Source organism: Pseudomonas sp. MF6751, assembly GCF_016613265.1.
Classification (GTDB): Bacteria; Pseudomonadota; Gammaproteobacteria; order Pseudomonadales; family Pseudomonadaceae; genus Aquipseudomonas; species Aquipseudomonas fluorescens_BV.
In genome coordinates, this window is the sequence record NZ_JAENSV010000005.1 from 133,996 (window position 1) to 160,635 (window position 26,640).

At 60.6% G+C, this 26,640-nt stretch carries 23 protein-coding genes; 14 read left to right on the top strand and 9 right to left on the bottom strand.

The window, feature by feature from the left end:
* The first annotated feature begins 125 nt into the window (after positions 1–125).
* The 6 genes from hppD to JJD66_RS06710 all read left to right on the top strand — a co-directional run bounded on the left by hppD (position 126) and on the right by JJD66_RS06710 (position 7,504).
* The gene (gene hppD / locus JJD66_RS06685) at positions 126–1,202 is read left to right on the top strand and encodes a 4-hydroxyphenylpyruvate dioxygenase (protein WP_034127483.1); all 1,077 of its coding nucleotides are present in this window, start codon (positions 126–128) and stop codon (positions 1,200–1,202) included.
* A gap of 234 nt (positions 1,203–1,436) precedes the next feature.
* Entirely contained in the window at positions 1,437–2,000 is a 564-nt protein-coding gene (locus tag JJD66_RS06690; protein ID WP_034127482.1) for a fimbrial protein, read from the top strand.
* A 93-nt stretch (positions 2,001–2,093) separates the two neighbouring features.
* Positions 2,094–2,885 carry a fimbrial biogenesis chaperone gene (locus tag JJD66_RS06695; RefSeq protein WP_234452170.1) on the top strand — a complete coding sequence of 264 codons (792 nt, stop codon included), beginning with the start codon at positions 2,094–2,096 and terminating at the stop codon, positions 2,883–2,885.
* Positions 2,886–3,049: 164 nt separating this feature from the next.
* Positions 3,050–5,626 carry a fimbria/pilus outer membrane usher protein gene (locus JJD66_RS06700; protein ID WP_256595199.1) on the top strand — a complete coding sequence of 859 codons (2,577 nt, stop codon included), beginning with the start codon at positions 3,050–3,052 and terminating at the stop codon, positions 5,624–5,626.
* A 64-nt stretch (positions 5,627–5,690) separates the two neighbouring features.
* A complete protein-coding gene (locus JJD66_RS06705) occupies positions 5,691–6,725 on the top strand; it encodes a fimbrial protein (RefSeq protein ID WP_198716180.1) in 1,035 nt (344 codons plus the stop codon).
* Positions 6,722–7,504 (top strand): fimbrial biogenesis chaperone, encoded by a 783-nt coding sequence (locus JJD66_RS06710; protein WP_200647823.1) that lies wholly within the window; start codon positions 6,722–6,724, stop codon positions 7,502–7,504. The genes JJD66_RS06705 and JJD66_RS06710 overlap by 4 nt, the downstream gene beginning before the upstream one ends.
* Here the strand turns inward: JJD66_RS06710 and rarD are convergent.
* The 3 genes from rarD to JJD66_RS06725 form a co-directional block, all read right to left on the bottom strand.
* Entirely contained in the window at positions 7,473–8,354 is an 882-nt protein-coding gene (gene rarD / locus JJD66_RS06715) for an EamA family transporter RarD (protein ID WP_198716182.1), read from the bottom strand. The two genes, JJD66_RS06710 and rarD, sit on opposite strands and share 32 nt — an antisense overlap.
* A 36-nt stretch (positions 8,355–8,390) precedes the next feature.
* Positions 8,391–9,401: an aldo/keto reductase gene (locus JJD66_RS06720; RefSeq protein WP_105226885.1), complete on the bottom strand. Its 1,011-nt coding sequence runs from the start codon at positions 9,399–9,401 to the stop codon at positions 8,391–8,393.
* 76 nt (positions 9,402–9,477) lie between these two features.
* On the bottom strand, positions 9,478–10,380 hold the full coding sequence (locus JJD66_RS06725; protein WP_200647824.1) for a LysR family transcriptional regulator: 903 nt from the start codon (positions 10,378–10,380) through the stop codon (positions 9,478–9,480).
* Between the two features lie 101 nt (positions 10,381–10,481).
* Here JJD66_RS06725 and JJD66_RS06730 point away from each other — a divergent pair, with 101 nt between their 5' ends.
* Positions 10,482–11,186 carry an SDR family oxidoreductase gene (locus tag JJD66_RS06730; protein WP_200647825.1) on the top strand — a complete coding sequence of 235 codons (705 nt, stop codon included), beginning with the start codon at positions 10,482–10,484 and terminating at the stop codon, positions 11,184–11,186.
* Between the two features lie 48 nt (positions 11,187–11,234).
* Here the strand turns inward: JJD66_RS06730 and JJD66_RS06735 are convergent, their stop codons facing one another.
* Positions 11,235–12,545, bottom strand: coding sequence for an MFS transporter (locus JJD66_RS06735; RefSeq protein ID WP_200647826.1), 1,311 nt, complete (start codon positions 12,543–12,545; stop codon positions 11,235–11,237).
* A gap of 157 nt (positions 12,546–12,702) precedes the next feature.
* Here JJD66_RS06735 and JJD66_RS06740 point away from each other — a divergent pair, with 157 nt between their 5' ends.
* From JJD66_RS06740 to JJD66_RS06755, 4 genes are all read left to right on the top strand, one after another.
* On the top strand, positions 12,703–13,809 hold the full coding sequence (locus JJD66_RS06740) for a sugar diacid recognition domain-containing protein (RefSeq protein WP_200647827.1): 1,107 nt from the start codon (positions 12,703–12,705) through the stop codon (positions 13,807–13,809).
* A 91-nt stretch (positions 13,810–13,900) separates the two neighbouring features.
* Positions 13,901–15,043, top strand: coding sequence for a glycerate kinase (locus tag JJD66_RS06745; protein ID WP_200647828.1), 1,143 nt, complete (start codon positions 13,901–13,903; stop codon positions 15,041–15,043).
* Positions 15,044–15,149: 106 nt separating this feature from the next.
* Complete coding sequence (locus JJD66_RS06750) at positions 15,150–16,427, top strand: AAA family ATPase (RefSeq protein WP_325167097.1); 1,278 nt, start codon at positions 15,150–15,152, stop codon at positions 16,425–16,427.
* Positions 16,424–17,143 carry a hypothetical protein gene (locus JJD66_RS06755; RefSeq protein ID WP_060764750.1) on the top strand — a complete coding sequence of 240 codons (720 nt, stop codon included), beginning with the start codon at positions 16,424–16,426 and terminating at the stop codon, positions 17,141–17,143. Before JJD66_RS06750 ends, JJD66_RS06755 begins: the two co-directional genes overlap by 4 nt.
* 12 nt (positions 17,144–17,155) lie before the next feature.
* On the opposite strand, the gene JJD66_RS06760 is transcribed toward JJD66_RS06755, so the two are convergent.
* The 4 genes from JJD66_RS06760 to JJD66_RS06775 form a co-directional block, all read right to left on the bottom strand.
* Positions 17,156–18,298: a class II histone deacetylase gene (locus JJD66_RS06760; protein ID WP_200647829.1), complete on the bottom strand. Its 1,143-nt coding sequence runs from the start codon at positions 18,296–18,298 to the stop codon at positions 17,156–17,158.
* On the bottom strand, positions 18,295–19,449 hold the full coding sequence (locus JJD66_RS06765; protein WP_200647830.1) for an MFS transporter: 1,155 nt from the start codon (positions 19,447–19,449) through the stop codon (positions 18,295–18,297). The genes JJD66_RS06760 and JJD66_RS06765 overlap by 4 nt, the downstream gene beginning before the upstream one ends.
* 22 nt (positions 19,450–19,471) lie before the next feature.
* Entirely contained in the window at positions 19,472–20,344 is an 873-nt protein-coding gene (locus JJD66_RS06770) for a transporter (RefSeq protein ID WP_200647831.1), read from the bottom strand.
* Between the two features lie 98 nt (positions 20,345–20,442).
* On the bottom strand, positions 20,443–21,414 hold the full coding sequence (locus tag JJD66_RS06775) for a helix-turn-helix transcriptional regulator (protein ID WP_200647832.1): 972 nt from the start codon (positions 21,412–21,414) through the stop codon (positions 20,443–20,445).
* Positions 21,415–21,641: 227 nt separating this feature from the next.
* On the opposite strand from JJD66_RS06775, the gene JJD66_RS06780 reads away from it, so the two are divergent.
* On the top strand, positions 21,642–22,154 hold the full coding sequence (locus JJD66_RS06780) for a GNAT family N-acetyltransferase (protein WP_200647833.1): 513 nt from the start codon (positions 21,642–21,644) through the stop codon (positions 22,152–22,154).
* 412 nt (positions 22,155–22,566) lie between these two features.
* On the opposite strand, the gene JJD66_RS06785 is transcribed toward JJD66_RS06780, so the two are convergent.
* Entirely contained in the window at positions 22,567–23,259 is a 693-nt protein-coding gene (locus JJD66_RS06785) for an aspartate/glutamate racemase family protein (RefSeq protein ID WP_200647834.1), read from the bottom strand.
* A gap of 352 nt (positions 23,260–23,611) precedes the next feature.
* On the opposite strand from JJD66_RS06785, the gene JJD66_RS06790 reads away from it, so the two are divergent.
* Complete coding sequence (locus JJD66_RS06790) at positions 23,612–25,837, top strand: cytochrome P450 (RefSeq protein ID WP_200647835.1); 2,226 nt, start codon at positions 23,612–23,614, stop codon at positions 25,835–25,837.
* On the top strand, positions 25,834–26,631 hold the full coding sequence (locus JJD66_RS06795) for a class I SAM-dependent methyltransferase (protein WP_200647836.1): 798 nt from the start codon (positions 25,834–25,836) through the stop codon (positions 26,629–26,631). Before JJD66_RS06790 ends, JJD66_RS06795 begins: the two co-directional genes overlap by 4 nt.
* Positions 26,632–26,640 lie beyond the last annotated feature (9 nt).

Here is a 26,640-nt window from a genome sequence, read left to right on the forward strand (position 1 = left end):
CCCCCCTCATCTTTGGTGACTTCCTCGCCCGCAGCGTGCGAGGCCTTTCTTGTGCGCCACCCTCCAGCCTCATCCTTGCTTGCAGCTAAACAATTGCTACCCACAAGAATGATGAGGCACCGAACATGACCGACCAACTCGACAACCCAATGGGCCTGATGGGCTTTGAATTCATCGAATTTGCATCGCCCACCCCAGGCACCCTGGAGCCGATCTTCGAGATCATGGGTTTCACCAAAGTGGCGACCCACCGTTCCAAGAACGTGCACCTGTATCGCCAGGGCGAGATCAACCTGATCCTCAACAACGAACCCGACAGCCTCGCTTCTTACTTCGCGGCCGAGCATGGCCCGTCGGTGTGCGGCATGGCGTTCCGCGTCAAGGACTCGCAACAGGCCTACAAACGTGCCCTGGAGCTGGGCGCCCAGCCGATCCACATCGACACCGGCCCGATGGAGCTGAACCTGCCGGCGATCAAAGGCATTGGCGGTTCGCCGTTGTACCTGATCGACCGGTTCGGCGAAGGCAACTCGATCTACGACATCGACTTCGTCTATCTCGAAGGTGTTGATCGCAACCCGGTAGGCGCTGGCCTGAAGGTCATCGACCACCTGACCCACAACGTCTATCGCGGGCGCATGATCTATTGGGCCAACTTCTACGAGAAGCTGTTCAACTTCCGCGAAGCGCGTTATTTCGATATCAAGGGCGAGTACACCGGTCTGACCTCCAAGGCCATGAGCGCGCCGGACGGCAAGATCCGTATCCCGCTGAACGAGGAGTCGTCCAAGGGTGCCGGGCAGATCGAAGAGTTCCTGATGCAGTTCAACGGTGAGGGTATCCAGCACGTCGCGTTCCTCACTGACGACCTGGTCAAGACCTGGGATGCACTGAAGAAGATCGGCATGCGCTTCATGACGGCGCCGCCAGACACGTATTACGAAATGCTCGAAGGCCGCCTGCCGAACCACGGTGAACCAGTGGACCAGTTGCAATCGCGCGGCATCCTGCTGGACGGCTCGTCGATTGCCGGTGACAAGCGTCTTCTGTTGCAGATCTTCTCGGAAACCCTGATGGGCCCGGTGTTCTTCGAATTCATCCAGCGCAAAGGCGACGATGGGTTTGGCGAGGGCAACTTCAAGGCACTGTTCGAGTCGATCGAGCGCGACCAGGTGCGTCGTGGGGTCTTGACCGCCGACTGATCCATGTGAGGCCGGGCAGGCTGTTCCGGCGCTTCACGCACAGGCTCCGTATCGAAAGGTACGGAGCCTTTTTTTGCCTGCCAAACAGGCCCGACCGATCTTGTAACAGACAAATCCTCGGGGCAGGGGGAACGGAGTCGACATGGCTTCCACTCAGGAGTGACGCAAGAGCTGATCTTCTCCTGTGTCGCAACCTTGCGTTTCGCGAACCCCAATTGTGAGGAAAGACTGATTATGACAAAACAAACTCTGGCGGCTGCAGTGCTCGCTTTGTGCGGCTTCGCTGCCAGCTCCGCGCATGCGGCAGACGGTACCATCACGATCACCGGCTCGGTCAGTGGCACCACCTGCACCATCAGCGGCGGTACCGGGGCCTCGCCAGGCTCAGGCGCTAACTTTCCGGTAGTGCTTGACCGCGTACAAACCTCGGCTCTCAAGGCAGCAGGCGATACGGCAGGCGCCAAGCGCTACTTTGTGTATGTGGGCGGCTCGGGCGGGTGCCCGGACGGTACCAAGGTCGCCGTACGTTATGAACCGACCAGCCCTGGCATCAACCCGGCAACCGGCAACCTGCGTAACACGGCAACGGCGACACCCGCCTCCCGGGTGGAGGTACAAATTCTCGATGGGGCTTCCAACACGCCAATGGACTTGCGCACAGGTAATAACTCGACCGTTGCCACCGTTACCAGTGGTCTGGCGACCTTGCCGTTTTACGCACGCTACATCGCCAACGGCGGAGCGGCAGGCGCGGGCAATGTCACCAGCAGCGTGCAGTACTCGGTCACCTTTCCTTGATGCAGCCAGGCTGATGACCACTGCGTTTATTGCCTGAGATCCTCGCTCGACCCAGTGGTCGGGCGCAGGACAACCGTTTTCAAGGATTACCTGATGCAGGATTTACTGATGATCTTGAGTCGTCGTGTGGTGCCGGTCGCGCTGAGCCTGGCTTTGGGGATGGCATCGCACACGGTGCACGCGGGAGTGGTTATCGACGGTACGCGACAGATTTACCCCGAGCAGCGACGTGAGGTCACCGTGCGAGTAACCAATGATGACAAACACGCGCCCCGCCTGGTGCAGGCGTGGCTGGACGCGGGTGACGCGCAGGAAGCGCCGACATTGAGCGATGTGCCTTTCGTGCTGTCTCCTCCTGTATTTCGCCTGGACGCCGGCAAAAGTCAGTCCATGCGCCTGTCCTACACCAAGGCACCGCTGCCGACGGATAGAGAGTCGCTGTTCTGGTTGAACGTACTTGAAGTGCCTGGCGCTACCAGTGAGTTTGACCCCACGCTTGAAGACAGCCAGCGGAATCACTTCAAGTTCGCGTTTCGTATCCGCACCAAAGTGTTTTTCCGTCCGGCGCAGCTATCTGGAACACCCGAGGAGGCGCCTGGGCTGTTGCGCTGGTCCGTGGAACGGGGCGCCCAAGGCAGCGTGATACGGGTGCATAACCCCTCGGCGTATCACGTCACCTTCAACGACATTGTCCTGCTCATGGGCTCTGGTCCCGAAGCGGAAAAACTGTCCCTGACGGAGGGCATGGTGGAACCAGGAGGCACGTTGAAGGTGCCGGTGCCGAAAGCCGCGAAGGTAATACCCGCCGATGCGCGGGTGGATTTCACTTATATCAACGATTTCGGCGGCTTTTCATCCACGCAGCCTGCTGTATTGCACCGCTGAACGCGGCCCCGAAACGTTGCTGATGGCAAGCAAACGTACATTTCTCAGCGTCCACTGAAGTCATAACTATGCCTAGTCACATCCAAGTACGGGTGCATCGCTGCGCCCCGATTTTGCCATTCCAGCATCGCACGATAATGCTGGGCAGTTTGATGAGTGCGGCCGTGATCGCAAGCGATGTCGCGCTTGCGTCTGAGTTGAGCTTTGATCTGAACGCATTCTCCAGTGGCCTGGCGTCGTCGGTTGACACGTCACGGTTCAATACCAGCAACCAGATGAGCCCTGGCATATACCGCGTAGATATCGTAGTCAACGGCCAGACCCTGGGGCGCAGGGAGGTGGAGTTTGTTGCGGCCCATGCAAAGACCGGGGCGCAGCCGTGCTTGAGTCGTGAAGTATTGGAAAAAATCGGCATCGCGATGGATAAAGTCGATACCGATGCCCATGGGCGCGAACTCTCGAACCCTGCCGCCGCCGGCCAGTACTGCGGCGACCTGGGGCAGTGGATTCCGATGGCATCCAGTACGTTCGATCCGGGTGCACTCGAGTTGGCGGCGAGCGTGCCGCAGGCCTACATGAAGCGTTCCATGCGCGGCTACATTGACCCCGAGTTGTTGGATGAGGGCATTGCCGCCGGGCTGCTCAATTACAACTTCAGTACCAATACGGTCACCGCAGGTGAAGGTGACGGTCGTACTTACCTGGGCCTCAATGCCGGTATCAACCTGGGTGCATGGCGCTTGCGACATCAGGGCGCCCAGGCCTGGGGCAACCGCACTGGCTTCGAGACTTATCAGAACACGTCCACTTATGTACAGCGCAGCATCATCCCCTGGCAGTCACAACTGACCCTCGGAGACACCTTCAGCAACGGACAGATTGTCGACGGGGTGCGCGTGCGGGGCGTCACTCTGGCCACCGACGACCGGATGCGCCCGCAGACGCAGCAAGGTTACGCACCGCAGGTTCGGGGGACGGCCGACAGTAATGCAACGGTCACGGTCAGCCAGAACGGCTACACCATTTATGAGACCACGGTACCGCCCGGCCCCTTTGTTATCAGTGACCTACATGCCACCGGCTACGGTGGTGATTTGATCGTCAGCGTGACCGAAGTCGACGGGCGTCGGAACACCTTCGTCGTGCCGTACTCGGTGGCCCCGCAGTTATTGCGCGCCGACGCGACAAAGTATAGCGCCACCTTGGGTAAGGTGCAGCAAAAGGGCGTTGATGCGAAGGGCGCCAACGTCTTTCAAGGCACTTTGCAGCACGGCTTGACCGATGATCTGACGGTCTACGGTGGCGGCAGTGTTTCCAAAGGCTATGAACAGGGAAAGCTCGGTATCGCGTTGAATACGTCCTTCGGTGCGTTCTCTCTGGACACTGCCACCTCCCATACCGAGGTGCCCGATCATGGGCGCCAGTCCGGGCAAAGCCTGGGGCTGGGTTACAACAAAAGCCTGCCGGCCTCGGGTACGCATTTTGCGCTGGGTGCGTACCGGTTCTCCACCGAGGGTTACCTGAACCTGCAGGATGCACTGAATGTGCGCGAAATCGCGAGCCGGGCAGGTGACATCAACAGCTATGCCCGGCAAAAAAGCCGGCTCGACATGACAGTCAGCCAGCAGTTGGGTATCGGCACCTTGAGCTTGTACGGCAGCTCCGTCGACTATTGGGGAGGACAGGAAGGGCGCCAGGTTTCATTCACCGCCAGCTATGGCTCGACCTGGAACAAGGTCAACTGGAACCTGTCGGCACAGCGTTCCAGGGTCCAGGACACGCGACAACTGACCCAAAGCGAGCTCAGCGACGATGTGTTTTTCGGGCGTATCGGCCAACCCGGGCGTATCGATAACCGCTACATGCTCACACTGTCGATGCCGCTGGGGGGCGAATCGCGAGCGCCGACGATCAATACTTCGTTCTCCCGGGATACCGGTGATACACGGGGCAGCCAGCAGCAGGTGGGCATCAACGGGTTCCTGGGCGAGGACACCGCGCTCAACTACGGTGTTTCAGCCAGCCGCGCAACCAGTGAAAGCACGCACTCCGGCCAGTTCAACACCTATGCCGGCTATCGCACGGATGCCACCCAACTGCGTGCCGGATATAGCCAGAGCCGCGATAGCTCGCAGCTTTCGTTTGGCGCCGATGGTGGGGTGGTCGTTCATGCCGAAGGTATCGCGTTCTCGCAAAGCCTCGGCGAAGCCTCGGCGCTGGTGCATGTGCCAGGTGCAGAAGGGGCCAGGCTCGGGGGGAGCAGCGGTGCACGGGTCAACAGCAGCGGGTTCGCTGTCGTGCCCAATCTGACGGCGTTCCAGAATAATACGGTGGAAATCGATCCAGAAGGCATGTCGATGGATGTAGAGCTCCAGGAGTCGACGCGCAACGTCGTACCGACCTCGGGCGCAGTATCGCTGGTCAAGTTCGACACGCTCAGTGGTCGGGCGGTACTGGTCAAGGGCGTCCACGAGAATGGCAGCCCGCTGCCATTTGCAGCACAGGTATTTGATGCGCAAGGGCGTGAGGTAGGCGTGGTGGGGCAGGCCAGTAAAGCCTTCGTCCGAGACATCCCGCAGGAAGGTCGTCTGACCGTCAAGTGGGGCAGCAAAATCGCCGAGCAGTGCGATATCTACTACCACATGCCGCCGATCACCGAGGGCCAACGACAGGCCACTACCGATTACCTTCAGGGGGTGTGCGTGGCAAGCCAAGGGCGCCAGGTTGCGGGGCAGCTATGAGTGAGTGCCGATGGATGACTGTTGCGGCGCATGACTTATTCGATATGACAGAGGTGTTGTTTTCATGACTAGGTTTTCACTTGCCAGCGTGGTGCTGGGAGGATGGATGGTGGCGCTGGAAGCTCAAGCGATCACCTGTGCCCCCGGCCCGGCGGTAAATATTTCCATTCCCCCGATCACGGTTGCGGCCGGGCAGCAAATCGGGCAGGTGGTCGGGTCCGCCAATGGCTATCGCTTCGACAGTCCTCCATCGTCCGCGCTTCGGTGTACCACACGAATTGCTTTAGGGGCACAGGCCAGGCTGGCACTGGTCAATAGCACGCCGACGGGCCGGACATTTTTCGCTAGCGGGCTTTCAATGCCAGTGTATGCCACCAATGTGCCTGGGGTGGGGTTTGCCCTGATGGCGAGGGACCCGAACCGGCCGTTCATGGCCATCAACACGGCAGGTGTCACACTCATTGTTGGAGATGCCAGAGCAAGGCCCATCGTCCTTGGGCTTGATACCCGAATTTATTTTGTCGCCACAGGCGCCATAACGGGTGGCACGATCACCGCCAGAAACATTGCAAGGTATACGATCACCGGCACGCCCATCACCGGCGCTGGCTATTACGCAGTGAACTTCTCCAACGTCACCATCAATGCGCCACGAAAACCCACCTGCAGGGTCTCAACACCTTCGGTCGCCATGCCTATGCCGGCCGTGGCTGCTCGTGATTTTCGCGGCGTGGGCAGCTTCGCCGGCAGCGTGACCCGCAATATCACACTGTCATGTGCGGGTGGCATCGGCGGGGCAACGCGTGACGTATTTGTGACGGTGACAGACCAGACCGTGCCGGCTAATCGCAGCGACGTGCTGTCCTTGACCCGTACCTCTGTGGCCAGTGGCGTTGCTCTGCAATTACTACGGGGGAACACGCTGGTGCGCTATGGGGCTGACTCCACGACGATTGGGAACCCGAATCAGTGGCTGGTCGGCAGTACTGGCAATGCGACTGTCCAGATCCCTTTGACCGCACGTTATATCCAGACCGCGTCCTCGATCCGTCCCGGCAGCGCGAACGGGTTGGCGTCATTCACAATGAGCTACCGATGAGCAGCGCGCTTTGGCGCGGGGGCCTGGGCGTGCTGATGAGCTTGCAGGCAATCGCCGTGCAAGGCGAAATCGTGATTGACCGCACGCGTGTCATCTACCCGGTTACCGCGCGCACGGTGGTGGTCAATCTGCACAATGAGGCTGACGGTCCGCGCCTAGTGCAAGCGTGGATCGATGATGGCGATGCGATGGCGGCACCCGAGAACAGTGATGTGCCGTTCACGATTACGCCACCCATCGCCCGTATGAACGCGGGTACCGGGCGCGCCTTGCGGATCATGCATGATCAAACGCCAAAACAGGTGGCCGACCGGGAGTCGGTGTACTGGCTGAACGTACTGGCAATCAGACCGAGCGTTGAGGCATCCGATGAAACCAACGCCCTGCAATTTGCCTTTCGTACGCGGATCAAGCTTTTCCTCCGGCCCGCCGAATTGCCGGGACAGGTGCAGGACGTGGTTCATGCGCTTCAATGGTGCCTAAGCCGAGGGGACGCCGCGGGGTTGGAGGTGCTTAACCCCACGGCGTATCACGTGACCTTGTCTGGTGTGGTTCTGACACTCGGTGGTGTGGAGCATCACAGCGAAGATCCGCCGATGGTTGCACCTTATGCTACTGCACGGGTTGCGTTACCTGAGTTGCCTAGCGGCGACCTATCCGGCCCGCAATTACAGTTCACCACCTTGGATGATGATGGGGCTACTCAACATCATCAAGCACAGTTGCAGTTTGTCGACTGTTCGTCGGTCAAACCCTACGCTGCCGCACCAGATGCTTGAACCCTTCGAACACCAGCACCATGACCGCGATCCAGATCGGGATGTAGGTCAGCCATTGGCCTGCCTTGATCCCTTCACCCAGCAGCAGCGCCACCACCAGCAACAGCACTGGCTCGACATAACTGAGCAGCCCGAACAGGCTGAACGCAAGCAGCCGGCTGGCGATGATATAGCTCACCAACGCCGAAGCGCTGATCAGACCCAGTATCGGGATCAGCGCATACAGATTGGGGTGGGCATCCATCACTGCAAAGCCCTGTTCGCCGCTTTGCACAAACCACCATGCCACCGGCAGCATCAGCGCCATGTCCAGCCACAGGCCGCCCAGGTGGTCGGTCTTGAGGTATTTACGCACGATAAAGTACAGCGGGTAACCGATGATCACCACCAGCGTCGCCCAGGAGAACCCACCTGCCTGGTATAACTCGTTGAGTACCCCGAGCCCGGCAAAAAACACCGCGATCTTTTGCAGGTAGGAAAGCTGTTCGCCCCACACCAGGCGCCCGGTGAGCACCATGGTCAGCGGCAGCAGGAAGTAACCGACCGACACATCCAGGCTGCGCCCGTTGAGCGGTGCCCACATGAACAACCACAGCTGCACGCCAAGCAAGGCCGACGACACCAGTATGCCCCCGATCAGCCGTGGCTCGGCCGCGAGCATGCGCAGCAGTTCCCAGACCCGGCGCCACTCGCCGCTGACGAGCATGAACACCGTCATGCAGGGCACGGTGAGCAACATGCGCCAGCCGAAAATCTCCAGGCCACTCAAGGGCGTTAGTAGTGATGTGAAGTAATACATCACGGCAAACAACACCGAAGCCAAGACCGATAACACCACACCTTTAGACACGTTGTCCTCGCGAAAGCCAATTATTGCGCGGGTAGTCTACAGGCGTGCCAATCGACCGGATACAAAATGCCCGACATCGTTGAACCCCGGCGAGGACGAATGCCCCGGCGTGACCAACGAATCAATGAACGCCTCGTCTTCAGCGCTGATCTTCACCGCCAGCGCCCCGGTGTAGGCGTCCCACTGCGCCTCGGTCCGTGGCCCGACAATCGCTGAGCTTACCGCCGCATTGTTCAGCACCCAGGCGATTGCGAACTCGACGATCCCCACGCCACGCCCTTGGGTGTATTGCTGGATCTGCTGGGCAATGCGCAGTGATTCAATTCGCCACTCGGTTTCCAGGATGCGTTTATCCTGGCGCGCGGCACGGCTGCCGGGCTCGGGCGTGACATCCGGTGCGTACTTGCCGCTGAGGACCCCTCGGGCCAGTGGACTGTACGGCACCACTCCCAGGCCGTACGCCGCTGCAGCGGTGATCTGCTCGACCTCGGCCTGGCGATTGACGATGTTGTACAACGGCTGGCTGATGATGGGTTTGTCGACGCCCAGGCGTTCAGCCACGTGAATCACTTCAGCGATGCGCCAACCGCGGTAATTGGACAGGCCCCAATAGCGGACCTTGCCCTGGCGGATCAGGTCACCCATGGCGGACACGGTGACCTCCAACGGCGTGTCGTGGTCTTCGCGGTGCAGGTAGTAGATGTCCAGGTAGTCGGTATCCAGGCGTGCCAGGCTGGCGTCCAGCGCGTTGAACAGACGCTTGCGGCTCAAACCGCTGCGGTTGGGCACGCCATCGGTAGGGCCGAAGCCGACCTTGGAGGCCACCACCCAATCCTGGCGGTTGCGCGCGATCGCCTCACCGACGATTTCTTCGGAGCGCCCGCCTGTATACAGGTCGGCCGTGTCGATGAAATTGATGCCCTGGTCCCAGGCCTTGTCGATGATGCGCAGCGAATCTTCGGTGCTGGTCTGTTCGCCAAACATCATGGTGCCGAGGGTGAGTGCGCTGACCTTCAACCCGGACTGGCCCAATGTGCGGTAATTCATGCAAAGCTCCTCACGCAAATGTAAGTGATGCAATACCAGACCCGAGCGCTCTGGAACAAGCCCTGGGGGCATTTCTTCATGTGCGTAGCAAAGTCAGGCAGCGCGCCTGTAAAAAACGGTGCAGCACTTTCACGCGTTCCGACACTTGCAGGCGGTGCGGGCACATCAGGTTGAACGGCGCGGGTTCGCCTTGCCAGTCGGGTAGCAAGGGTACCAACCGCCCACCCTGGATATCACGGGCAACATCCAGGTTGGCCTTATAGGCAATGCCATGCCCCGCCAACGCCCAGCGGCGGACAATCTCGCCGTCATCGCTGAGGTAGTCACCGCTCACCTCGACTTCTTGAAGCAACGCCCCCTGGCGGAAATACCAGGTGCTATTGGCCTGGCCCCGGCGCATATAGCGCAGCGTGTTGTGGTGGGCCAAATCTTCGGGCGTATGCGGAGTACCGTGGCGCGCCAGGTAGTCGGGGCTGGCGCAGGCAATGCGATGGTGATCGGGTACCACCGGCAGGGCCACCAGGCTGGAGTCTCTAGGCACGCCAAAGCGCAAGGCGATGTCGACCGTGTCGCGAAACAAGTCGGCATTGCTGTCGTTGAGCAACAGTTGCAGACGGATGGTGGGGTGCTCCAGCTTGAACTCATCCAGCCAGCCCAGCAGCACATTGCGACCAAAGTCCGAGGGCGCGGCCAACTGCAATAAACCACTGAGACTCTGGCCCTGTTGCTTGATGGCGTGCTCGCCGTCCGACAGCGCCTCCAGTGCCACCCGCACACTGTCCAGGTAACGCCGGCCTTCTTCGGTCAGGCGCATGCTGCGGGTGGAGCGGGCGAGCAGGCGGATGCCGAGGCGGGTTTCAAGGCGCTTGAGGGCAATGCTGGCCGCCGCCGGCGTGAGGCCAAGGCCACGGGCGGCGGCCGTCAGGCTGCCGGTGTCGGCGCTGCGCACGAAGACTTCAAGGTCGAGAATGGAGCTCATTGATAAAAATCCTTTAAAGATCTTGTCGTTTTACCCGGATTTTTCATCGATTACCAAGCTGGGAAGATGAGCGCTCACTTTCTGACCCAGGTAGTTTTCTCATGACCTCTTCTCTGAGCGGTAAAACCATCATCGTCATCGGCGGCAGCAGCGGTATCGGCGCGGCAGTGGCCCAGGCAGCCTTGGCGCGAGGCGCGCATGTGATCGTGGCCGGGCGTCGCTTGGCGCCAGGTTCCGACAGCGGGCTGCGCAGCGAGCCGGTGGACGTCACCGACAGCGCCTCGTTAAAGCAACTGTTCGAAACCGTGGGGCGCTTTGACCATCTGGTCTACACCTCGGGGCCTTCGGTGCGGGCCAAGCCTTTGATTGAAACAGACCTGGATGAAGCCCAGGACAACTTCGATGTGAAGCTCTGGGGCGCACTGCGCGCCATTCAACACGCGCTGCCCTTTTTGCACGAACAGGGCAGCATCACCCTGACCTCGGGCCAGTTGGGGCGCAAGTTGGCGGCAGGGCAGTTCATCAAGACGGGCATTAACGCTGCAACCGAGGCCTTGGGCAAACAACTGGCCAAAGAACTGGCGCCGCGTCGAGTCAATGTGATCAGCCCAGGGGTGATAGACACACCGGCCTATGCAGGGCTTGGCCAAGAGCAACGTTTGGCAATGTTTGCCAAGGCGGGCCAAGGGTTGCCGGTTGGGCGGGTAGGGCAGGCTGAAGAAGTGGCGGCGGGGTATGTACTGGCCATGGAAAATGGCTTTATGACCGGTGCGGTGGTTGATATCGACGGTGGCGGCCTGTTGTAAATACATGACCCAAGTGGGAGGGAGCAGACCCCTCCCACGTTGAAGGCGTCAGGCCTTGAGCGTGCGCGTCATCCGCAATGCCAGAACACTGCCGCCCACAATCACCGCCGCCAGCAGGTACAACGCCACATCCGTAGACCCAGTGGCATCCTTCACAAAGCCCACGATATACGGGCTGAGAAAACCCGCCATCTGCCCCATGGAGTTGATCAACGCCAAGCCACCCGCCGCCGCACCCGCGCTGAGCATGGTGGTGGGCACCGGCCAGAACATCGGCAGGCCGGTCAGGGCGCCCATGGTGGCGATGGTCAGGCCGAGAATGGCGATAGCGGGCGTAGTGGCGAAGTTAACGGCGATCACCAGGCCGATGGCGCCCATCAACATCGGCACCACCAAATGCCAGCGTCGCTCCTTGCGCAGGTCGGCGGAGCGGCCCACCAGCAACATGAACACCGCCGCCAATAGATACGGAATCGCGCTGAGCCAGCCAATCACCAGGTTGTCGCTGAAGCCCATGTTCTTGATGATCGACGGCAGCCAGAAGTTGATCGCATACACACCACTCTGGATGCAGAAGTAGATCAGGCCGAATGCCCAGATCGCCGGGTTCTTGAACACTTCGGCCAGGGAGTCGCTGGTGGTTTTCGGCTTGTTAGCCAGGTCTGTGGCCTGGTCCGCTTCCAGTACCGCACGCTCATGGGGCTTGAGCCACTTGGCGTTGGCGAAACTGTCACTGAGCAGGAAGTAGGCGAGGGCGCCGAGGATCACGGTCGGGATGCCTTGCAGCAGGAACATCCACTGCCAGCCCGCCAAGCCGCCTTGGCCTGCGGCAAAGTGATTGAGAATCCAGCCGGAAAACGGGCTGCCGAGCAAACCGGACACCGGGATCGCCGACATGAACAGTGCCATGATTCGCCCACGGCGGAAGGTCGGAAACCACTGTGAAAGATACAACACCACGCCGGGGAAGAAGCCGGCTTCAGCGGCACCGGTAAACAGGCGCAGGGTGTAGAAATGCGTGGGCGTGGTCACAAACAGCAGGCATGTGGAAAGCGTACCCCACACGATCATCATCAACGCGATCCAGCGCCGCGGGCCAAAGCGGGTCAGCGCCAGGTTGCTCGGCACGCCGCATAGCACGTAGCCGATAAAGAAAATCCCGGCTCCCAGGCCGTATACGGTTTCACTGAATTTCAACGCGTCGAGCATCTGCAGCTTGGCAAAGCCAACGTTTACCCGGTCGAGGTAATTGAACAAATAGCAGATAAAAATGAAGGGGATCAGGCGCAGGGTAATGCGCTTGTAGATGGCGTTTTTATCGTCATCGCTGGCCAGTGCGGCAGTGGCGCTCTGTGACATGGGATTCTCTCTTTATTATGATTTTTCGCGGTGCGAGGGTAACGTTGACCGCCCTGACAGTCTCGGTGACGTGATGGGCAACTGTCTTTGTGCCGGCGCACAGTCAAGCCATCTTTGCGCTGTGCTGGTGAACAACCTTTTTCAGGAAATTAGCCCCATGTTCGAGCTGGATCATGCCCTGGCGCAGGAGATTGTCGAACGCACCATGGCAATCCTGCCCCATAACGTCAATGTCATGGACAGCCAGGGCTTGATCCTGGGCAGCGGCGAGCCGGAGCGTATCAATACCCGCCATGAAGGTGCCCAGCTAGTGTTGGCCAATGGGCGGGTGGTGGAAATCGACGGGCAGACCGCCAAGCATCTCAAGGGTGTGCAACCAGGCATCAACCTGCCGCTGCTGCATGATCAGCGCCTGATTGGCGTGCTGGGTATCACCGGCGAGCCGGATGGGTTACGCACCTATGCCGAACTGGTGCGCATGACCGCTGAAATGCTGGTCAGCCAACGCCACCAGCAAGCCGAACAACAATGGCGGCGCCAGCGTTGCGATGATCTGCTGGCCCTGCTGTTGGCCGACAGCGGCGACTCCCCGCGCCTGGTGGACGAAGCCCAGCAACTGGGGCTCAAGCCACAACTGGCGCGCACGCCGTACCTGTTTGAACTGGGCCCGGGCCAAACGGCGGAGGCCCTGAGCGCCTGGCTCGCCAGCCGCTACCCGGACAGTTGGTGCGTCAGCTCTGCGCAGTTTTCCTTGCTGTGGTGCCGACCTGCTGCGGTGCAGGTCGATAATCCCCGCTTGCTGGAAAAGCTCGACGGCCTGGGTTGGAACGTCCTGCGCGTGGCCATCGGCGGGCAAGCGGAGGGCTTGGCGGGACTGCGCCGCTGCTATCGGCGGGTGGGTGATCTGCTTGCTTATGGCCGCGATATCCTGCCGCAATCACGCCTGTTGACCCTCAACCGTTATCGCCTGCCGGTGATGCTGTGGCGTCATCGCAACGACGACGCCCTGGACGAACTGCTCAATCCGTTGCGCAAAGTGTTGGCCAAGGACAGCAACGGGCAACTGCTTGCCACGTTGCGCAGTTGGTGCGAACACGATGGGCAAAGCCAGGCGTGCGCAGACGCCCTTGGTATCCACCGCAACAGCCTGCGTTACCGCATGGAGCGCATAGCTGAACTCAGCGGCGTGGATCCGCTGACGCTCGACGGCATGCTGGCCTTGTACCTGGGTGTGCAACTGTTGCCTCACTCCTTGTCGGAATGAACAATAAACCTCCTCCACACTTGTGCATCGGCCCCGCGTCATTGCCCCAGCCAACTGGCAGCATGGGCGTTATAAAAACCGGAGAAAGCCCATGAAAATCGTGATCGCCCCCGACTCGTTCAAAGACAGCCTGAGTGCCGCAGGTGTCGCCCTGGCGATTGCCGAGGGCTGGGCAGAGGTCTGGCCGGATGCGCACGTGCTTCAATGCCCGATGGCCGATGGCGGTGAAGGCACGGTGGATGCGGTGCTCGCAGCATGTAAGGGGCAATTGCGCCGGCAAACAGTCCGAGGCCCGCTGGGCGACAGCGTCGAAGCGCGTTGGGGATGGTTGGCCGACAGCCATACGGCGATGATCGAGATGGCCGAGGCCAGTGGTTTGCAACTCGTCGCGCCGGGGCAGCGCGACGCTTGTTCCAGTACCACCTATGGCACCGGCGAGTTGATCCGCGCCGCGCTGGATGCCGGGGCGCAGCGCATCATCCTGGCGATTGGTGGCAGTGCTACCAACGATGGCGGCGCGGGGGCGATGCAGGCCCTTGGCGTGCAGCTATTGGATAGCGAACGCCAGCCACTGCCGACGGGTGGGTTGGCGTTGGCGCGCCTGGCCCATATCAGCCTCGAACAACTGGACCCGCGCCTGGCACAGGTGCGTTTTGAAATCGCCGCCGACGTCAACAATCCCTTGTGCGGCCCTCACGGAGCGTCGTCTATTTTCGGCCCGCAAAAAGGCGCGAGCCCCGAGCAGGTGGCACAACTGGACGCGGCCCTTGGGCACTTCGCTGACCATTGCGCCCAGGTGCTGCCCAAGGATGTGCGCGACGAACCAGGCAGCGGCGCCGCCGGTGGCCTGGGCTTTGCTGCCAAAGCGTTCCTCGCCGCCCAGTTTCGCCCAGGGGTCGAGGTGGTTGCTGAACTGGTTGGCCTGGATGAAGCGGTGCGTGGTGCCGATCTGGTGATTACCGGCGAGGGCCGCTTCGACGCCCAGACCCTGCGTGGCAAAACCCCGTTTGGCGTGGCACGCGTTGCCCAGCGACAGGGCGTCCCGGTGGTGGTCATCGCAGGGACATTGGGCGAGGGCTACGAGCAGATGTATGCCCAGGGTGTGGACGCAGCATTTGCTTTGCCATCGGGTCCGATGTCACTGGAACAGGCTTGTCACGAGGCGCCGCGCCTGTTGCGTGAGCGGGCCTCGGACATTGCGCGGGTGTGGCGTTTGGCTATTCAGCGCGGATAGATTAAGACCGTCAACGCCGTGACAGACTTGGCGATAATTACTATCATCCGTGCTTACTCTGAAGACCGGCTGACCTGGCCGGGCATGTTGGAAACCGATCATTCAGATCAAGCGTTTTACCCTCGTCAATTTCCGCGGCATCGAGAAGATGGAGCTCGATTTCGAAGGCAGGAAGACTGTCGCTTTGGTGGGCATCAACGGCGTGGGCAAGTCGTCGATTCTGGATGCGTTGGCGATAACGCTTTCGAACTTGACATCGCGGGTTGTGGGCAAGGCTGCCAAATCCAGAACTTTGTCCAAAGATGATATTCGAGCAGGGGAAGATTACACCCGTTTGGAGTTAACGACGGACTTGCAAAATCAGCCGGGTACAAAGGATTTGAGCTGGGCAATAGCCTTGAATAAGAAAGGAGGAAAACATCCAGCAGATCGTAGTAGCGATTTATTGGCCTTGAACGTAAAAGCCGACGAGTTCGAATACGGCATCCGGCACTACGAATCAGGATTTGATGATTGGATAACATTGCCGTTGGCAGTTTATTACGACGTGCACCGTGCCGTACTAGACGTACCATTGCGCGTTCGCGAACAGTTGGTCAACGCTATCGCTGAAGGGTATGACGATGCGTTGGGCCACGGTGGCGCGGACTTCAAGCGGTTCTTCATCTGGTTTCGCAATCAGGAAGATCTTGAAAATGAAAATAGTCGGGATACCCCTGGCTATCGAGACAGAGAACTCTCCGCTGTACGCCGTGCTATCGAAACCTTCACTGGGTTCCGGGACGTCCGCGTTCGTCGTAAGCCAGCGTTGAGAATGACGGTCCTCAAAGGCGATCTCGAATTCAATGTTCTGCAGCTATCCGACGGTGAAAAATGTCTATTGGCAATGGTTGGCGATTTGGCGCGCAGGCTTACATTACTCAATCGCGAAGTGGCTGACCCACTGCAAGGGAAGGGTGTCGTCCTGATCGACGAATTGGACCTCCATCTCCATCCGGGTTGGCAGCGTACCGTTGTTGCAAACCTTGAAAAGACCTTTCCCAATTGCCAGTTCATCATCACCACCCATTCACCACAAATACTGGGTGAGCTGCCGGCTGAAGCAATCATGCTATTGAAGGATGGCCGGTTTATCGGGCATCCAGAGCGTTCGCTTGGGTTACGCAGCGGCGAAGTGATCGAAGAGTTGATGGGGGATGTCGCGCAAAATCGCGACGTAGGCCATCAACTCCAGGCAATACGTCGCTATCTGGATGACGACAAACTGGAGCATGCCGAAGCCAGTCTCTCGCAATTGAGAGATAAGGTTGGTGACATTCCGGACATCCTGGAAGTACAAGCGAGTATCGACTCCTTGAGATGGGCCGGAGAAAGTGAAGCATGAGGTCCATCACGAAAGGGGCAGAGCCCCGCGAGTTGATTGAGTGGCGTCGGGAAAACAAAGACACACCGCAAAATCTGTTTTATGGCCGTGGTAGCAGTTTTCCGGCAGAGCCTGTGCGCAGGTCGTTATTGCGTGAGCAGTTTCATCTTTGCGCTTATACGCTACGTCGGCTACCTACCGCGCAAGAATGCGGAGCCAAAGGCCAAGACACTATTTTTAGCTGCCATATCGAACATGTGCTGCCCCAGGCAAGGCATGTGGACCAAAGCATCGCTTACGACAACATGGTCGCATGCTATCCGCCTAGTCAGTCCAATGTCGCCTGTGAGTACGGAGCAGAGGAAAAAAAGGCCTACGACCCCGCTCGGAACCCCTTTGTATCGCCTCTTTCGCCCCACGCGAGCCGGCTTTTTCGATTTTTAAGAGACGGAAAGGTTGAAGGGCTTTCACCGGAGGCGGTTCAAACGATTGAAGTGCTCAAGCTCAATCACGCCACGCTGGTCAATGACCGCAAGGCGGTCATCAAAGGCTGGCTTATGCCACGAGGAAAACCCATTTCTGCCGCAGCGGCCAGGCGTTTGAGCACGGAGGCCGAGACGCCGGACGCCAATCTTTGTTTACTTCAGTACTGCATGGCACTTAAGCAACAGGCCGAGTTACATGCGGACAAGTACGAAAAACGCGCGGTGCGTACCCGAGGTCAGGTGAGACCATGAAGGTCAACCCATTCAGTTAGCAGGGACAATCCGCGCCTGCTGTGAATCAATGATCCCTCCGGCCAACCGCTCCACCCACTGCGCTTGAAACCCCTGCAGCGCCGCACCGGGTTGTTGCAACTGCACAAACTCAAGCATCGGGTCTAGCACCGCTGTGCGCACGCCGCTCAATTCCTCCAGGGTCGCCAAGCCGCAGAACGGTACATAGGCTTCGCTGTAGCCGCCTTCGTGCACCAGCACCAGGCGGCCCTGACATAAACGATCGGCTGCCAGGCGCAGGGCGCGGGTCAGCAGACGGAACGATTCGCTGTGCAACAACATGCGCGCTAGCGGGTCGACGGCGTTGGCGTCATAACCACAAGCAACGATGATCAACTCCGGCTCGAAGCGCTCCAGCGCGGGCACGACGATGCGTTCCATGGCGTGTAGATAGGTGGCGTGCCCACTGCCTGGCGGCAACGGAATATTGATGTTGGCCCCCACGCCGGCCCCGCGGCCTCGATCCTGCTCGCCGCTGTAGCCAGGCGGGTAGCAGCCGTCTTGATGCAGCGAAATCGTCAACACATCGGCCCGTTCTTCGAAGATCGACTGCGTGCCGTTGCCGTGGTGCACATCCCAGTCGATCACGGCGACTTTGCCCAATCCGTTGCGGGCCTTGGCGGCCTCGATGGCAATGGCAATGTTGGCGAAAAAGCAAAAGCCCATGGCGCTGTCTGCCAGGCAGTGATGCCCCGGTGGCCGCGACAGCGAATAGGCGTTGTGCACCTGGCCCTTGAGCACCGCGTCCACGGCGGCCAGGGTCAGTCCGGCGGACAGTTGCGCAATCTCGTAGCTGCCCGGCCCAATCGGTGCCTGGGGGCCAAGCTCACCGCCGCCTGCATCGCTCAGGGCCTTGAAACGCTGCAGGTAGGCACGGCTGTGGACGCGCAGCAGATCCTCTTCACTGGCTGGCGGCGCGCTACGCAGTTGTAGTTGGCGGCTCAGCCCGGAGACATCCAACAGGCTTTTCAAGCGGCGCTTGGTCTCCGGTGATTCGGCATGCCCGCTGCCGGCCGGCGGCTGCACCCAGCCGCCCACGGGCAGGGTCAGCGCGTGGGCGCCGGCGCTGTGCCACAGGCTTATTTCGTCGAAGAAAAATGCGGTGGTTGGGTTCATACCGGTTCCAGTTCAGTGGGGGAGTGGGGACGGCTGGCGATGATCATCACCAGCGACAGCAAGGTGATAGCGGCTGCACCGAGCAGCAACAGGCTGAACCCGCCGCTGGCCTCGATCAGGCGGCCAGCGAGCGCTGGGCCGATGGCCAGGCCGCCGCCGATGACCAGGTTGGAGGCGTTCATCAGCTTGCCGCTGTGATCGAGGTCGGCCAGGCAGGCCAGGATCAGCGGCAGAATGAAGGTCCAGGTGAATTTGAACAGCAGCGCCGCCAAGGCAAATCGCAGCAATGCGGGCTGGCCAAGCAACAAGAGCACCGCTGCCGCCATCAACAGGTAGCCCAGCAGCAACAGCACTCCACGCGGCAAGCGGGCCCCGATCAGTGAAGCGCTCGCTGCCCCGGCAATGCCCATCACGGTGGCGATGGCGAGGATTTCGCCGCCGTGCTGCGCCGAAATCCCGGCACTGGCGCTCAAGGCACCGATAAAGGTCCATACGCCCCCCAGGCTGATGTAAAAGGCCAGCACCGCGCCAACCCCCAGGGCGGCTTTCCAGCGTGAACCGGGCAAGACCGGGGCGCGGTTGGCGGGCAACGCAGGGCTACCGGCGGGAAACGCCCGCGCCAATGGCAGCAGCACAGCCATCAACCCTGCCAGGATCAAGTAGCAGGCATTCAAGCCAAACCGTTCGAACAAACCAGGCAACACCACCAGGCCGAGGGCACCGACGATCAACTGCCCCATCACCCACAAACCATAGACCCGGCTGGGGTTGGCGGTGGTGGCCGCACTGGCCAGGCAGAGGATCATCAGCGAGCCGCCGGCCAGGGCGCTGGCAGCGCGCAACACCAGCAGTACGGCGTAGGTGTCGGCCAGCATCGACAGCAGGTTGGCGGCCATGAACAGCAGCGCGGCGATCCGGGCGGCGGTGCGCCAGTCAACCCGCTTGAGCCACCACCAGGCGGGCAAGGTCGCCAGCCTCATGGCGCCCAGTTCCACGGAAAACAAGTCGCCAATACGCGCCGGGCTCAGCTGCCACTGGCTGGCCAACTGCGCGGCCACGGCGGGAGCGGTCATCAGGATGGTTGGGGTGATGGCGGCAAACAGCACGATCGCTGCCAGCCGTGCCGTTATCGCAGGGTTGGAAATGGGCATTTTCAAGCTCCAGGGAAAGAGGTCAGAACACATGCACCAAGCGCAACAGCGCTTCGGTGCCGGCATAGCCATTGGAAGCCGCAACGCTTTGCGAAAGGCTGACCATCATTTGGTTCTGCCGGTCGAGCCAATGCCCGAGTTCGAAGCCGACTTGGGTGTAGCGCTTGTGGGTGTCGTCGAGGCGGCGGTTGTTGAGGCGCAGGGCGCCACCGTCGGCCTGGATCAGGCGCAGTGCGCCGTAAGTGGCGGCGCTGAAGTCATACGAGGCAAAAGCCTGCAGGCGATACAGCGGGGCTTGCTTGAGTTCGCTGCCAAAGTAATCGTCATTGCGGCCATAGAGCTGGGCTTCCAGGTTGGCTTCCAGTACCCAGTTTTCGCCGATGCCGTGGGTGTAGTTGTAGACAAAGGTGGCGCCCCAGCGATTGGCACCGGGAGAGACGTCCGGGTTTTGACTGTGGTACTCACCCACCGGCACGGTGATCAGGCTCAACAAGCCGCTGTAAGTGCGCGAAGCCGGGTCGTTGACGAAAAACAGCGTGCCGCCCACCTGTGGATCGCCCAGGCCGCGCTCGCGGCTGCGCTGGTTGGCGCCGGGCAGGCGTGCGCTGATGTCGGCAAAGGGCAGGATGAATTGCGGCGTGCACAACGTGCCGCAGGCGTCGGTGAAATACACCTGGCGGTAAGCCACGGCGTTGACCCTGAGGTCGGCCTTGCCGGTGCTGTCGGCGGGGCCATGGAAATCGCCGGCACGGGTGGCGGGCAAGTACAGCACACCCAGACGGGTGCCTGGTGGGGCGGCGAAAAAGTCGCGAGCGTTGAGGTCGGCAGCCTGACTGTCGAAGCTAAGCAGGGTCGCGCACAGCACTGTCAGGTTACGTAGGCATGTTGAAGTCATGGCGAAGCGTCTCGTATCAGAGGAGGCCGGAAAATGGGCAACAGCAGCCCGAGACCGTAAAAAACGACCGTGGCAAACCGTGGGAGAAGCAGGCAGGGTCAGTCGGGCGGGGCGTGCACCAGGTGCGCTATGCGCGCCTTGTCCTTGACGCCGAGCTTGGCGTAGATGGCGCGGATATGGTGACGCACGGTGTTGGGTGAGAGGCCAAGGTCGCGAGCTACTTCCTTGTAGGTCTTGCCCTCGCCAAACCCTTGGGCTACGTCGTTTTCCCGTGGGCTGAGCTGAGGCAGGGCGCGGTTGAGGCGCGCGGCCAACAGCAATTGGTCGCCCACCGGTGACGCCTGGATATGGATGCGCTTGCCGTCATGCCCGCGCTCATCCAGCAGCACCGGTAGGGTGGGGCCACGCCATTGAGGCCATTCGCTGAGCAGAAGGTCGACAAAACCGCGCTCGGCGCATTGCAACACACCCCGGGGGTCGCATACCGCCAGGGCCAGATTGCGCGGGCTGGCCAGGGTTTCACGCATGGCCACCAAGGTGCGGATCTGGTTTGCCGAGACCGCCGCCACCAGATGCAGCATCAGGTTATTGAGTAACTGGCAATCCTGCGCGTTGAACGTGGGCGCAGTGGGCTGGCGGTAGAGCGTCAGGTGGTGGCTGAGGTGGGTTTGCGGGTCGATATGGATCACACACAGCAATTCACCCAGGCCGTGGCGTCGCCCCAGCCAATTCAAGGCGCTGCCGTTGGCGGGGTCGCGCATATCGATAATTACTGCCTCGCCAGGCGAGGCATGCACCCGTGCAACGGTAACGTCCAGATGGCGGATCGACTGCCAGTCCGCCAAGTAGTCGGGGGGCAACTGATAGAGGTAGCTGTTGTGCTCTTGCGGCAGACCGTCGATGACAGCCGAGCGTCCCCACCAGGCACTGTCGAAGGCCAGCAATTGGCTGACGCGTGCCAGGGCATGGCGCTGGAAGTGTTCGATGTCCTGATGGTGGGCCAGGCGTTGCAGGTCCAGGGTCAGGGTGCTGAAGGCCTGCAACAGGCCCGAGTGATCAAGACGGCTCATGGGTGTTCCTCTGTGGGACTTTTTTTGTTGTTCTCGTCACAGGGTGAAGGCCGAAGCGTCGGGTTGACGGGGCAGGGCCTGGGCAGAGTATCGGCGCTGCGCATATGGATCGCCATCGTTCAGATGCAGGATGGTGCTGGTCGGCCAGTGGGAAAACTCCCGGCTCGTCAGCCTGGCGCTTAGCCTCTACACTGGCCCGCCACTTGTCTTTCAAAGGATGAAATGCAATGCACCCACCTGAACCGTCTATCGTGATCCAGCGTTTTACCGAGGCCCACCTGGAGGGCGTCGCCGCGCTCTACAACGAACCGGCTGTTTGTCGTCAGGTACTGCAAATGCCTTTTCAGTCTGTTGAGATGTGGCGCAAGCGCCTGGTGATGGATAACGAGCGGCGCCTGCAACTGGTGGCGGTGCAGGGCGCTGAGGTGATTGGCCAACTGGGGCTTGAGCAATATCTGCGTGTACGCCAGAGCCACGTTGGCTCGTTGGGTATGGGCGTGGCGCCCGCCTGGCAGGGCAAGGGTGTCGGTTCGCGGCTGTTGGCGGCCGCGCTGGAGGTGGCTGACAACTGGATGAACCTGCGCCGTGTGGAGCTGACTGTTTACGCGGACAACGAGCCTGCGCACAACCTGTACCGCAAGTTCGGCTTCGAAGTGGAAGGGCGGCTGCGCGATTACGCCCTGCGTGATGGTGTGTTTGTCGACACCTTGAGCATGGCGCGCCTGCGCACGTCGGCTTGATCCTGTAAAACTGTGGGAGCTGGCTTGCCCTAATGCCAGTCAGTTAATACAGAATCGGTAACTGTGGCGAGGGAGCTTGCTCCCGCTGGGGCGCGAAGCGGCCCCAAAAATGGGACTGCTACGCAGTCCAGCGGGAGCAAGCTCCCTCGCCACAAGTCACTGGTTGTCTGCTCTAGCTCATAACTGACTGGCATTAGGGCAAGCGCGCGAAGGCGGAGTGTCAGTCACTGAATCTACAACTGAACCACCGCTATCGCAGGCAAGCCAGCTCCCACACGGGTCATGCATTGCCCACAGGATCAGCGCCCGGTACAGATCCCCTGTGGGAGCGGTCTGACAGCCCGCCAGGATGTTGGATCAGACCGAGTACATACCCGTTATTCAGGTAAGGACCACAAAGTTGTGTCGATACCTAAGCCTCTAAGGCAAACCCCACCGCCGCCTGCGCATGCAGCGCGGTGGTGTCCAGCAGCGGCAGGGCGCTGTGTTCGGGCTGGATCAGCAGGCAGATTTCCGTGCAGCCAAGGATGATTGCCTGGGCGCCTCGTGCAGCAAGTGCCTGGATCACCCGCTGGTACACCTGGCGCGAGGTGTCACTGATGATGCCCACGCACAGTTCTTCATAGATGATTCGGTGCACCTCCTGGCGTTCATCCTCCTCTGGCACCAGCACGTTGAGCCCCTGGGCGGCAAGGCGGGACTTGAGGAAGTCCTGCTCCATGGTGAATGCGGTACCCAGCAAGCCTACCGTCAGGGTCCCGGCCTCCAGAGCCGCCGCCGCCGTGGCATCAGCAATGTGCAGGAAGGGGATCGATACCGCCGCCTCAATACGCGGTGCCACCAAGTGCATGGTGTTGGTACACAGCACCACACAATCAGCGCCCCCGGCCTCCAAGCGCCGTGCGGCATCTTCCAGGATCAGCGCGGCATCGTCCCAACGCCCGGCATGCTGAGCCTGTTCCACCGGGCCGAAATCCACGCTGTACATCAACACTTGCGCCGACCGCAGCGGGCCAAGACGGTCGCGCACGCGCTGGTTTATAAGGCGGTAATACTCGGCGCTGGACTCCCAGCTCATGCCGCCGATAAGGCCGATGGTGCGCATAGGGTGCTCCTGAAAAAGGATGAGCCTTCACCTTACCCACTCGATGCCGATGAGTCATACGCAGTTGCCGACCCATTCACCGGAGCAGTTCAAGCAACGTGGGTGATCGGTCATTGTTCGGTGTTGGGCGACTCGTCCATACCTGTGAGAAATGACAGTATATTTTTCTGAAAACCCCCTTTCTAATCAGCACGAACGACCGAGCAGCCCCTGAGCTGATGGCGACGCTCCGTTTTCCCCTACGCCGAAAGACCGCCATTGCCGGGTGACCTTCGGATACCTCTCACATCCTGCGTTTTTGATTTCAAATAAAGTCAGCCCTACTGAAAGTTTGATTCCAGAGGAGCTTTTCATGGCAGCGCAACACTGTGAAGGCGACACCGATACCCGCCACAACAGTCATTCGTCACCGGCGCCGCTCACTATTCCCGATATCCAGCTACCTTTCGCCGTTGCACCGCCGCGTGCCGACACTGAACGGCTGCGTGCGCATGCGCTTGCTTGGGCGCAGCGATACGGTTTGATCGGCAGGCGTGGCGCGCATCGGTTGACCACCACGGCACTGCTCGACCTGGGAATAGCATTGTGCGGGCGGGCGCCCACGCACCGAGCGCAGACTCTGGTGTGCTGGTACCTATGGGCGCTTACGCTGGATGACCGTATTGATGACGGACCCTGGGCGGAAAACGGCGCGCTGGAGCATTTCATCGCCGCCGTGCAGGCGTTGACCGACAGCGGCGATGCTGTGCCGTCAGGTGAACGCGGCCGGTTCGAGGACCCGATGCTGGCTGTTCTGGTCGACGACTTGTGGCCCGAGACCCAGCGTTGGGGCAGCGGGCCTTGGCGGCAGAGGCTGGCGGGGCACTTGATCGAGCATCTGCGCGCGCAGGCGGCGCAGGTACGCATGCGAGAAACCGATACGGCGCTCGCCCTGGCTGAGTATCTGCCGTTGCGCCGGGATTCCTTCGGCGCCCTGTTCTTTTTTGATCTGATCGATGGTGCCGAAGCCCTGGACCCGTACGAGCATCCTGCACAGGTGGAAACGTGGAGCAGGTTGCGTAAGCACGCTGCCGATATCATTGCGTGGACGAACGATATCCACTCGGTTGCCAAAGATGTGGTGTGTGGCGAGCGCTTCAATCTGGTGTCGATACTCGCGCACACCGCTGGCCTGGACTGGCCTGGCGCGATAGAAGCAGCCCATCAGATGGTCAACACGGCAGTTACGCAATTCACGGCAGCCGCTACCGAGCATGCCCTTTACCCGCCGTGCGCTGCGACCGATCCGGACCGGTTGCGTCAGGTTGTCCGGGCGGCGGGGGACTGGCATCGCAGCGTTTCGCGCTATCACCTACAGGCCGATGGCTGCGCGGTACAGCACAGCCGACAAGTGGATCTGGCGCTGACTCCGCCGACCCTCAAGTCCCGCCAGTTCGAAATCGACCCGTACCCCTTGTATGAGCGTTTACGCACCACACTGCCGATCGCGTACGACGAGCCCACCGATGTTTGGCTGGTCAGTCGCCATGTGGATGTCAAAGCCGCGTTGACCCATCCAGGGGCAAGCAATCGCAACTACACCTGGCAGATTGGGCCGCTACTGGGGCACACCATTGTGACGATGGACGGCTGCGAACACGCCCAGCACCGAGCATTGCTCACCCCGTCGTTTCGCAGCAAGGCGCTGGTGGCGCTCGAAGCGTCTGTCACCGCAGTGACCGCAGACTTGCTGGCGCGTATGCAGGGCCGGCCTCAGGTCGACCTGATTGCCGATTTCACCGCCGCGCTGCCGGTGCGAGTGATGGCTCATGCATTGGGCCTCCCGGCACACACACGTGAGGAGGTGGAGCGGCTCAAGCGTTGGTGTGCCATCGGCTTCGCGTACATGGGCAACTATCGTCAGGACCCAGCACTGTTGACCGGCGGGTTATCCAACCGGGACAGTTTTTACGACTTTATCCAGCCCTACATCGACGCTCGGCGTATAGAACCCAAGGACGACTTGATTTCACAACTCCTGGCGGCACGCATTGACGACCAGCCATTGTCCGAGTCCTTTGTACGGTCCTATTGCGCGATCCTGATGACGGCGGGCAGCGAGACCAGTCACGGCGCCCTGGCGAATCTGATTGTCAACCTGTTGAGCGAACCTGGCGTGAAAGAGGCGGTGATCGCTGATCCAGCACTGATGGACAACGCCCTCACCGAAACCCTGCGACGCAACCCGCCTTTGCAACTTGTGCTGCGAGAGGCGATTGAACCGCTGCAACTGCCGTCGGGAACGATTCCTGGTGGCGCAACCCTGGCTTGCCTGATCGGTTCGGCCAACCGTGATCCGGCCCGGTTCAGCGACCCGGACACCTTCAATATGTTGCGCGCCGAACAGGCGACCAGCCATTTCGCTTTCGGAGCGGGGCGCCACTTCTGCCTGGGCTCCATGCTCGCTCGGATGGAGATCACGATTGGCGCGCGCATGCTGCTGCAGACCTTTCCCAACCTACGCTGGGCTCCGGGGTTCAAGCCCGAAGAGCGCGGGTTTCTCAATCGCTGCCCTGATCAATTGGAGGTCGTGCTTTGACCACATCTGTTTTCACCGAGCAAACCGGCTACACCCGCAGCTATCTCGCGGACCAACACGCAGGCCAATTGGCGAGGTTGCAAACCTTGGAGCGCGCCTTTGACCCGTTAAGCCATAGGGTTTTTGAACTGTTGGATCTGCCGGACGCGCCCGCCATCCTTGATCTGGGCGCCGGTGCCGGATCGCTCGCGGGCTGGTTGAGCCAGCGATATCCCGACGCAACGGTTACCGCCACGGATATCGATACCCGCTTCCTGGTCGATATCCCCGGCATCAAGGTCATGACCCACAATGTCACGACCGATGATTTTCCTGCCGCATCGTTTGACGTGGTGCACGCCCGGGCGCTGTTGTGTCACCTCACTGACCGCGAGGAGATAGTGACGCGAGCCGCCACTTGGTTACGTCCCGGAGGCTGGTTGGTGATCGAAGATGTGAGCCTGCAACCGAGCCTTGGAACGACGAACCCGTTGTTGCGCAAAGTCGCCCAGGCCGGAATCACACTGTTGGAACAGTCCATCGGGTCGGACATGTTTTGGGCCGATGGGCTGCCTGATCGGCTACGTGACCGGGGGCTTGTCAACGTGGGGCATCGAACCCTCGAAGGCCGAATCGGCGACAACAGCCCGGCAGATGCCTTCTGGGCAGCAACCACCGCTCAGGCAGGGCCTGCATTGTTGGAACTTGGGTTACTCACCCAAGCCGACCTGGATGCCATGGCCATGCTGCGTGCCGATCCAGCGTTCACCGACGCCGCGTTGACCTTGGTCAGTGCCTGGGGGCAAATTCTTTAGCTTGATACT